This is a genomic window from Streptococcus suis YS56, from assembly GCF_000440115.1.
GTDB lineage: Bacteria > Bacillota > Bacilli > Lactobacillales > Streptococcaceae > Streptococcus > Streptococcus suis_L.
Map to the genome: position 1 here is coordinate 23596 of NZ_ALMY01000042.1, position 6918 is coordinate 30513.

General features: G+C 40.2%; 7 protein-coding genes and 1 pseudogene. All 8 read left to right on the forward strand.

Features of this window, described 5'->3' with window-relative positions; translation table 11 throughout:
* The first annotated feature begins 62 nt into the window (after positions 1 to 62).
* The 8 genes and pseudogenes from SST62_RS0105360 to SST62_RS0105390 all read left to right on the forward strand — a co-directional run bounded on the left by SST62_RS0105360 (position 63) and on the right by SST62_RS0105390 (position 6659).
* On the forward strand, positions 63 to 1004 hold the full coding sequence (locus SST62_RS0105360) for a competence protein CoiA (RefSeq protein ID WP_029186582.1): 942 nt from the start codon (positions 63 to 65) through the stop codon (positions 1002 to 1004).
* Positions 1005 to 1097: pseudogene (locus tag SST62_RS1000000112885) on the forward strand (transcriptional regulator); the annotation flags it as partial.
* Positions 1098 to 1218: 121 nt separating this feature from the next.
* Entirely contained in the window at positions 1219 to 3021 is a 1803-nt protein-coding gene (gene pepF, locus SST62_RS0105365; RefSeq protein WP_029186583.1) for an oligoendopeptidase F, read from the forward strand.
* 1 nt (position 3022) lies between these two features.
* Positions 3023 to 3466: a hypothetical protein gene (locus SST62_RS0105370; protein WP_029186584.1), complete on the forward strand. Its 444-nt coding sequence runs from the start codon at positions 3023 to 3025 to the stop codon at positions 3464 to 3466.
* A gap of 10 nt (positions 3467 to 3476) precedes the next feature.
* A complete protein-coding gene (locus SST62_RS0105375) occupies positions 3477 to 4025 on the forward strand; it encodes a DUF6630 family protein (RefSeq protein WP_029186585.1) in 549 nt (182 codons plus the stop codon).
* A gap of 74 nt (positions 4026 to 4099) precedes the next feature.
* On the forward strand, positions 4100 to 4819 hold the full coding sequence (locus SST62_RS0105380; protein ID WP_050571892.1) for an O-methyltransferase: 720 nt from the start codon (positions 4100 to 4102) through the stop codon (positions 4817 to 4819).
* A 62-nt stretch (positions 4820 to 4881) separates the two neighbouring features.
* The gene (gene prsA / locus SST62_RS0105385; RefSeq protein ID WP_029186587.1) at positions 4882 to 5862 is read left to right on the forward strand and encodes a peptidylprolyl isomerase PrsA; all 981 of its coding nucleotides are present in this window, start codon (positions 4882 to 4884) and stop codon (positions 5860 to 5862) included.
* Positions 5863 to 6173: 311 nt separating this feature from the next.
* Positions 6174 to 6659, forward strand: a complete 486-nt coding sequence (locus SST62_RS0105390; RefSeq protein WP_029186588.1) for an LURP-one-related/scramblase family protein — start codon at positions 6174 to 6176, stop codon at positions 6657 to 6659.
* Positions 6660 to 6918 lie beyond the last annotated feature (259 nt).

Below are 6918 nucleotides of genomic sequence, written 5' to 3' on the forward strand. Positions count from 1 at the left end.
AAAGTTCAAACACTCAGTGAATCTGGGTGTTTTTTTGCGAACTAATAAAGAAAGGAGGTTTTATGTTAGTTGCACTTGATGAAGATGGGCAAGTTTTTAATGTCTTGGAAAATCCTGCGCCGCAAGGTCGCTATTCCTGTCCAGGTTGTAGAGGTCCTGTACGATACAAATCCGGCAAAGTTCTGCGTTCGCATTTTGCCCACGTAACCCTACGGGATTGTAGCTACTTTTCCGAGAATGAGTCAGCCCAGCACCTGTCACTTAAGTCCAGTCTCTATAACTGGTTGGCTAAAAATGAACAAGTTGAACTTGAAAAATGCTTGCCAAAGATTGGCCAGGTCGCTGATTTATTGGTCAATAATAGTCTAGCCTTGGAAGTCCAATGTTCCAGTCTACCTATTTCTCGTTTGCAAGTTCGGACACAAACCTATCGTGAATCAGGTTATCAGGTTGTCTGGTTGCTTGGCAAGGATTTGTGGCTCAAGGAACGACTGACCAATTTGCACAAGCAGTTTCTCTCCTTTAGCATGAATATGGGCTTTCATCTTTGGGAACTAGATGACGAGAAGAAGGAATTACGACTTCGCTACCTCATTCATGAAGATTTGCGAGGTAAGGTACACTGTCTTACGAAAGTCTTTCCCTTTGGTCAGGGAAACTTACTGGACATATTACGTTTCCCTTTTTCCAAGCAAACCCTATCTAGCATGACGTGTCCAATGGATGAGGATTTGCCTCGTTACATTGCTCAACAGCTTTATTACAAATCTCCCAAATGGCTCGCCCTGCAAGCAGAGGCTTATGGACGTGGAGAAAATCTACTGACTAAGGCAGCATTAGACTGGTATCCCCAAATCCAACTGCCCCGCTCTGCTATTGGCTTTGCCCAAATACCAAAAGATTTAAGTCCCGTCTATCAGGCCATTGACCACTATTATGCGGGTGTCAAGGACAAGCGGATACAAGCGGTTTATCCACCAGCAGTTTATTGGAGGGAAAAATAAACAGGTAAAACTAATCCACAATTGGACACAGTCTTGAAGGTATTGGCTATCCTAGGAAAAACTTTAGCAGTTGTTCCTTTGAAACAAGAATAACATTTTTAATAGTGTATTTTGCAGGATATAATTTTATTATAACAACTGTTATGAAAGCCCTCACTTTCCGTTGGAAAGAGGGGATTTTTTATGTTAGAATAAAGGATACGGAGGATTTATTATGTCTAAACAACGTCATGAAATTGAAGAAAAATACCAGTGGGACTTGACCACTGTTTTCCCAACCGATGATGCCTGGGAGGCAGAACTTGTAGATTTACAAGCTGAAACTGAAAAAACAAAAGAATTTGCAGGGCATTTGCTCGACTCAGCTAAAAGCCTTTTGGAAATCAGCGAAACGCAACTCGGTCTCATGCGTCGCATTGAAAAACTCTATGTTTATGCGTCTATGAAAAACGACCAAGACACGCGTGAAGGAAAATACCAGGAATTTCAAGCTAAGGCTATGGGGCTTTACTCTGCCTTCTCACAAGCATTTGCCTTCTATGAGCCTGAATTTATGGCCATTACTGATGAGCAGTTGGAGGCCTTTAAGGCAGAAGAGCCTGCTCTTGTTCAGTACAGCCACCAATTTGAAAAGCTTCTGGCAGCTAAGGACCATGTCTTGTCACAAGAAGTAGAAGAAGTCCTTGCAGCGACCAGCGAGATTTTCGAATCACCTGCTGAAACCTTCTCAGTCTTGGACAATGCCAGTCTGCGTTTCCCAGAAATCGCAGATGAAGACGGTCACTTGGTGCCACTTTCACACGGAAACTACATTCACTTTATGGAGTCTAAAAACCGTGATGTCCGTCAAGAAGCATACGAAGCTATGTACGGTACCTATGAGCAGTTCCAGCATACCTACGCTAAGACTTTGCAGTCTAATGTCAAGGTCAATAACCTGAAAGCTCGTTTGCGTAAGTACGATTCAGCCCGTCACGCATCACTTGCAGCTAATTTCATTCCAGAATCCGTTTACGATACATTAGTGGCGGCAGTCAACAAGCACCTTCCGCTCTTGCACCGTTATATCAATTTGCGTAAGAAACTCCTGGGTATTGATGATTTGAAGATGTACGATATGTACACACCATTGTCAGATTTCAGTACCAAGATTTCTTATGAAGATGCACTCAAGAAATGCCAAGAAACCTTGGAAATTTTCGGTGAGGATTATGTGGCTATTGTAAAAGAAGCCTTCGAAAACCGCTGGATTGATGTTCATGTTAATGAAGGAAAACGTTCAGGAGCATATTCAGGAGGTGCCTACGACACCAACGCCTTCATGCTTCTCAACTGGCAGGATAACTTGGATAACATGTACACCCTTATCCATGAAACGGGGCATTCTCTTCACTCTATGTTGACTCGTAAGACGCAGCCGTATGTCTATGGTCATTATTCACTTTTCTTGGCAGAAATTGCTTCAACAACCAATGAAAATCTTTTGACAGAAAAACTCTTGGCAGAAGTAGAAGATGACAAGGAACGCTTTGCTATTCTTAATCATTACCTAGATGGTTTCCGTGGTACAGTCTTCCGCCAGACCCAATTTGCCGAGTTTGAGCAAGCAATCTACAAGGCAGACCAGGAAGGTCAAGTCTTGACGGCTGATTTCCTCAATGAATTGTACGGTCAGACAAATGAGAAATACTACGGTCTTTCGGCAGAAGAAAACCCAGAAATCCAGTTTGAGTGGGCTCGCATTCCACACTTCTATTACAATTTCTATGTCTATCAGTATGCGACAGGTTTTGCGGCAGCATCCGCTCTGGCAAACAAGATTGTTAATGGCAGCCCAGAGGATAAAGAAAACTATCTCAACTACTTGACGGCTGGTAGCTCAGATTATTCCCTCAATGTCATTGCAAAAGCAGGTGTAGACATGACCAAGGAAGATTACCTCAACGATGCCTTCAAGGTATTTGAAGCTCGTTTGGAAGAATTAGAAGCTCTCGTTGAGAAAGGTGTGCACCTCTAATATGATTTCCTATAAACGTTCGATTGTCATTCACAGTGTGATTAGTCTTGTTTTAATCTTAATCGGTCTTGGTGGTTTGACCAGACCTGAGCCATCTATGGGAAGTGTCGTCTATTTGATATTTTTACAACCTTTGCTGGTTTATTTATATATATTGAGAAAGCAAAAGGCTGTTTTTATCTTGACAAAACAGTACCTAGAATTTCAAGAACACTTTTGGAGTGAACGCCAGCGCTATTCGTTAGAAGAGATTGCGGAGATTCGCTACCTTGTTTCTCCTGTCTATCGTGGCTATCAATCGAAACGTTTGCGAATTGTAGGAAATAAGGGAGAACTACTTGCAGTCGTCAATTTGAATAAGCTTGATGGTGCAGATTTTAATGATATTTACCATTTTGTAGAGCAAGTAGCACCGCATATAAGATGGGATTTTTCAAATTCATAATGGAGGTACTATGTTAACGGAAGAACAGCTACAGGACATTTTTGAACTGGCGGACCTCATGTCAAATGGTGACAGGGAGCTATTTCTCCAACTTAGAGATGTGGTTTTTGCTAGTGATCCGAATCAGATTCTAGACTCTATCGAACGCATCCTAGAACCAGATTCATTCGATGATTTCTTGGACCGTGTTGGGGAGTCTGAAAAGGAAAATCTGTGGTTAATCTTGATAAAATTACTAGAGCATTTTAATTATATTTGTGTGCGTGATTATAAGGATAATCTTGAAGATTTTATCTACTTTTTTGACCGTCTTCATCAAGTCCGCAATGCAGGGATTTCTCTCAAATTGGATTCAGATGGATTAAATCCAGCTGCCTCTATTTCAGAATGGGCAAGAGTCGTTGATAGCAAATATCTTGATGAAAACTTTTGTCTAGGGACAGTAGATATGGACACGGATAGTTACTATCTCTTTTTCAGTAAGCAAGCGACTTTTGTTCGACTTCAAGAACTAGCTGGAAATTTAGGGTATCGAATTGATTACGCTAAAAATATGTAAAGAAAAGGTGGGGAAACCTGCCTTTTAGTGTGTTGAGGAAGAAAATCTTGTCGGCTTATGATATAATGGATTCTATGGTCGAATCATATAGTAAAAACGCAAACCACAATATGCGCCGTCCTGTTGTCAAGGAAGAAATTGTGGATTTTATGCGAACACGTCAGGCGCAAAATACAGGTTTTTTGAAAGAACTGGAAGAGTTTGCTCGTCAAGAAAATATTCCAGTCATCCCTCATGAAACGGTAGCCTATTTTCGCTTGTTAATGCAAGTGTTGCAACCTAAAAAAATATTAGAAATCGGAACGGCCATTGGTTTTTCAGCCCTCTTAATGGCCGAAAATAGTCCAGAATCTCATATTACGACCATTGATCGTAATGAAGAAATGATTGGCTTTGCAAAGGAAAACTTTGCCAAATATGATCAGCGCCAGCAGATTGAATTGCTGGAAGGGGAAGCCATGGATATTCTTCCGACTTTACCAGATAACACATATGATTTTGTTTTCATGGATTCTGCTAAATCAAAATATATTGTATTTTTACCAGAAGTCTTGAAAAAGGTCAAAGTAGGCGGTTTAATCATTTTGGATGACATCTTCCAAGGAGGAGATGTTGCCAAGGACATCAAGGATGTCAGAAGAGGGCAGCGCACTATTTACAAAGGATTGCAACGTTTATTCGATGCGACTTTGGATAATCCAGATGTGACTGCTAGTCTTGTTTCCATGAGTGACGGTCTCCTTATGTTGAGAAAAAATAGGGAAAATGTTGACTTAAAACATACAGAAATTTAAGAAGTTTTTAAGCTTTTGTGTTATAATGAAAGGGTTAACGAAAAAAAGGAGAGAGTCTTTAAATGAAGCAAACTAAAAAAATTCTCGCGGGAGCAGTAACACTCTTTGCTGCGGTAACACTCGCTGCTTGTTCCAGTGCAGCTGATAAAGATATCATTACGATGAAAGGCAACACGATTACTGTGTCTGAGTTTTATGAGAAGGTAAAAACAAACTCTCAAGCTCAACAAGTTCTATTGTCAATGATTATTAGTAATGTATTTGAAGAGCAGTATGGTGACAAAGTGACTGCAAAAGAAGTCGACGAGGCTTATAACAAAATGGCAGAGCAATATGGTGATTCATTTGCAACAGCTCTTTCTTCAGCTGGCTTGACTCAAGAAACTTACAAAGAACAAATCCGTACTAATAAATTAGTTGAGTATGCTGTAAAACAGGCTGCTGAAAAGGAATTGACTGATGAGAACTACAAGGTAGCTTATGATGCCTATACCCCAGAAGTAACAGCACGTGTCATCAAATTGACAGACGAAGCTAAGGCAAATGAAGTTTTAGCGGCAGCACAAGCTGAAGGTGCAGATTTTGCTCAATTGGCGAAAGACAATTCTACGGATACTGCGACAAAAGACAATGGAGGCGAAGTACAATTCGATTCAACTTCAACAACTGTTCCTACAGAAGTTCAAAACGCGGTCTTTGCTTTGGATGCAGGCCAAGTAGGGGCATCCGTTATTTCAGTAGTAGATATGACAACTTATACAACTAGCTACTATGTTGTAAAATTAGAAGCGAAGTCAGAAAAATCTGCCAACTGGGAAGACTATAAAGATAAGTTGAAAGAGATTATTTTGGCGCAAAAGCAAAGTGATTCAACATTTGTTGCGACTGTGCTGAAAGAAGCGCTCCAAAAAGCAAACGTTAAGGTTAAAGACAGTGCTTTCCAAAATCTTCTTTCACAATATGTGACAACAGAAGAAAGCAGTTCTTCATCAACGGAAAGTTCTTCTTCTACAACAGAATCTTCTAGTTCTTCAGGTCAATAATTGACGCTTTACTTATTAAGAATAGATACTTGATTACTTAGTTCAGAAAATTGGCGGTTGTTGCGAGCCATCTAAGCCAAGTATCTTGCTACTTAATAGAACAATTGAATATAGGTTATGAAATGAGAATGACAAGTCATTGAATGAAGGTGGTACCGCGGTTTTTCGCCCTTCGTTTGGTTTCTTGTTATTTTTTTGGAGGTTATAGTCTTTTAGTTTACTTTTAGTACTAGGCAACGAGCCGCAGGCATAACTAGAGTTAGGCAAGGCGAGTTAACGAAGTAATAAAAGAAAAACTAAATGACGATATCATGAAGCAATTTCAAGTGAAACAACACTTTACCTTTGGTGGTGAAAAATTTGATATTCGTGATAGTTTTGGGAATCTTGCTTATCAAGTGGAGGGATCTTTTCTCGAAATTCCAAAACGATTTATTGTGTCCAATTCCAGAGGTGGGGAAGTTTGTCAGATTACTAAGAAGTTTTTGACCTTCCTGCCCCAGTTTACCATTGATATGGCAGACGGTCATTCTTTCTACTTGCAAAAGGAATTTACTTTTTTCAAGGATCGCTATACTGTGGAAAATCTAGGTTTAATCCTAGACGGAAATATCTGGGATTTGGATTTTCGCTTGAAAAAACCTGATGGTCAGCTAGTAGCTGAAATCTCCAAAGAACTCTTTCATTTAACTTCTCATTACTCCGTTACTGTATTGGAGGACTCCTATGCAGATTTGGTCATTTCCTTGGTGGTCGCAATTGACTACATCGAAATGATGGAAGATGCATCGAGATAATCTTAAAATAATTGTTCAGTTTAACTGTTTCGTTAAATTGAATCCGCCTAACTATCACTTATGAAAGGAAATGGCATCGAGTTTATTCTGAAATGAACTCGGGCTACGGACTTTGTCAAAAAGAGAAACACTTCCTGGGAGTGGGAAAGAACTCGACTAGTCTAAAAAAGAGTTCGTCTTCCCACCCCCCGCACAGTTGATTAGGTCAGATTTGGAGTGTAAAACACGAACAAATCTGCCAATCAACCACTGCGCTGAG